A 3,000-nucleotide genomic window follows, 5' to 3' on the forward strand; every position below is an offset into this window, starting at 1 on the left:
ATGCCAAAAGTAGAAGTTAAAGATGTAATTATGTTTTTGAAAATCTTTGGAGTTTCATCATTGTTTTTTATTGCAGGAATTATTATTTGTTTTATAGGACCTACTAAATTAGGAATTGGTTGACCTGCATATGTAATTATTGGTGCAATGCTTAATGGTTTTGGGGTTGTTGTTTTAATTATTGAAACTATTAGATTTATCAAAACTCATAACAAACAACAAAAACAAAATAGTATTGAAGATGTTATTAAAAAAGAAGATACAAAAAAATAAAGGGGTGATATAAATGGGATTGTTACCAGCAAAAAAGAAATTAAAGAAAAGCTATGATATTGATAGTTATTATCTTAATTTAGCATCAACGATTACTAATCGTAAAAATGTCACTGTTCAAAAACATAATGAGATTTTAGAAAAAAGAATTTGTGAAGATAATGCTAATTTTTTAAATCCGCGTGATTTAGAAATTAGCATTTATAATCCACTTACTAATCAAAAAAAAAGATACTAAATTAATTAATAACTTTTTAAAAATACAAGATTTTACTAATAAGAATTGATATAACGAATATAAAATTAATAAAAATGGTAAAGGTGCCTATTTTATTTTTGCCAATAATTCAAAACTTAATTTTATTACTATTAATTTTTACAATGACCAGTATGATGAATTAGGTAATTTAGTATCTTGTACTTTTGATTATGATCCTTATATTAAAAATGACCATAGTATTTTTATTACTGAAAAATTAGAAATTGATTATGTAACTAAACAAGTAAAAGTTATTAGAAAATTAAAAACACGATTATACAGTACTATTACCGACTTATATATTGATGATGCTAAATGAAATAACTATACAACATTACAAAGAGAGGAAATATTGCCACTTAATTTTATACCAATTGAAATTATTCCAAATAACCCTAATTTTGAACCTTCTGCTCGTTATGGTAAACAATTTGCCAGTATTTTAGATATTATTGCTGAAAAGATAATGTTAGACCCATTGTTAAATAGTGGTAAATTTACCATTAATACTAATGGGGTTACTGGTGTAGTTGACCAAGAAATTAGTAAAATGTTGGCTTCATTTATTGAAAATGACCTGTTATTAGTTGAAGGTGATCCTGATAGTAATTTTCAACCAGTAGACTATATTGCTGGTAATTTTAAAGGTGAACAATTAACCAAAATATATGATTGATTATTAACTAATTACTATAAAATAAATCGCCATCATGTTCCTGCAATTGCTAAGGGGGCCCAACAAACTCAGGCGGAAGTTGCTGGTGTAAATATTCAAACAAACGCATCATACGAACAAATGATATATATTAGAGAAATTAAATTAACTGAATTCGTTATGAAGTTAATTAAATATGATAATGCAATTTTAAACAGTAGAACATTCAATATTAAAAATATTGATGAGTTAATTGTTGATGTTCGTTTACCAGTAAATGCTACTTTAAACAGACAATTAAAAAACAACCAAACTATTATTAATATGCCTAATGAAGAAGGAGAACAAGAATAATGTTAAAACCCTCTGAAAAAATGTTAGCACAATTAGCAGAAAATGATGAACAAATTGATTATTCAATTGATAGTATTCCGTTAGATTTTGCTAATCAATCGCAGTACAGTGATCCTGATTTAGAACAATTATTTACCGAAGACCGTGCTAGAACCTTATATATTTATAAAATTAATAATCTTGTTAAAACAAACCAAAAACCAATCTTAAATTACTCTCAAAATAGCGTTAAAATTGGTTTTATTAACAAAGATGAATATATTAAAATTATTGGCTATGAAATTAGTGATTTTAATTTTAAATTGCAAGTTCAACAAAATACCACAATTCAAGATAATAGCACAAGTTATGTAATGATTGATGAAAAAGATATTTTAATTAATGATATTACAAAACAAGACAAAGAATTTTTAGAATCCTATGACTTAAAAATAGTATCTATTAATGAACCAATTACCGAAGACAACAAAAATGAATGTTATATCATTGAAGAATATAAACGCCCCTATTCACCTGAGGGTGTTGACATTATTAAATCTACGCATTTAGTTAAAATAACTGACTTTAAGTGAAAAAACCAAAATAGTATTCATTTAGTTTTGCAAAAATCATTGCCAGAAGATACAGTATTTACTGGCATTGAAATTAAATATCCTAAATCAATGTTATTTGGTAATATCAAATGTTGAGGAAATGTGAATGGTGTTTATTCCTACCCATCATCAATTGTTGAAAATGCTAGTTTAGTACCCTTGTTATCAATGCTCATTGAAACAAACCCTAATTTAAGAATATTTCAGTATTGATTTACGGAAAGTTTTTTACCATGAAGTATTGCCAAAAACTATATTCAAGGTAAAAATATTTTAGATTTAATAAATAAAAATGATTTAGAACAAGTTTTATTAAATTATTTAACATATCGTTATAATTATGATAGAAAATTTCAAGGGGCAAAATACGACGAAAAGGGAAATCCTGCTAATAAAGTAGCAGAATTACGCCAACAATTTGAAGGGCAAAAACCCGAAGATGTCATTGACGGCTTACTTGAAAATTGAAAATTAGATAATTCAACATCTATTAATGAAAATGTTATTAAAAGATTTAAACAAATTATTTATATGTTATCAAACTATACATATAGTAAATACGCAATTAATAAAGGATATAATGATGATGTTAAATTATTTTCTCCTTATTATTTTGAATTAATTTCAAAACCAAATAGGTTAGAAGAATATTTTTATTTTTCAGATTGTGAAATACGATTAAATTCATTATATTTTAATTTTAGTAATAGAACAATTACTCCAGAACCAATAAATTATTGAAAGGAAGTTAAAGCACAAGAAAGACCATTTAATACAGTTGATAATAAATGATATTTTGTTGTGTGAAAACCAAATAATGAAAATTTTTGTAAAATATCAAAATTTAAAAATGATACAAATTTAGG

General features: G+C 25.1%; 4 protein-coding genes. All 4 read left to right on the forward strand.

Annotated elements, in window-relative coordinates:
- Window positions 1-273: hypothetical protein (locus D9R21_RS07330; protein ID WP_158613924.1), on the forward strand; the 273-nt coding region annotated here is incomplete at its 5' end.
- A 13-nt stretch (window positions 274-286) separates the two neighbouring features.
- On the forward strand, window positions 287-511 hold the full coding sequence (locus tag D9R21_RS05520) for a hypothetical protein (RefSeq protein WP_126821420.1): 225 nt from the start codon (window positions 287-289) through the stop codon (window positions 509-511).
- Between the two features lie 373 nt (window positions 512-884).
- Window positions 885-1,541, forward strand: a complete 657-nt coding sequence (locus D9R21_RS05525) for a hypothetical protein (protein WP_126821421.1) — start codon at window positions 885-887, stop codon at window positions 1,539-1,541.
- On the forward strand, window positions 1,541-3,000 hold a 1,460-nt coding region (locus tag D9R21_RS05530), incomplete at its 3' end, for a hypothetical protein (protein WP_148108844.1). The genes D9R21_RS05525 and D9R21_RS05530, both read left to right, overlap by 1 nt.

This window comes from Spiroplasma endosymbiont of Megaselia nigra (assembly GCF_003987485.1).
Taxonomy (GTDB): domain Bacteria; phylum Bacillota_I; class Bacilli_A; order Mycoplasmatales; family Mycoplasmataceae; genus Spiroplasma.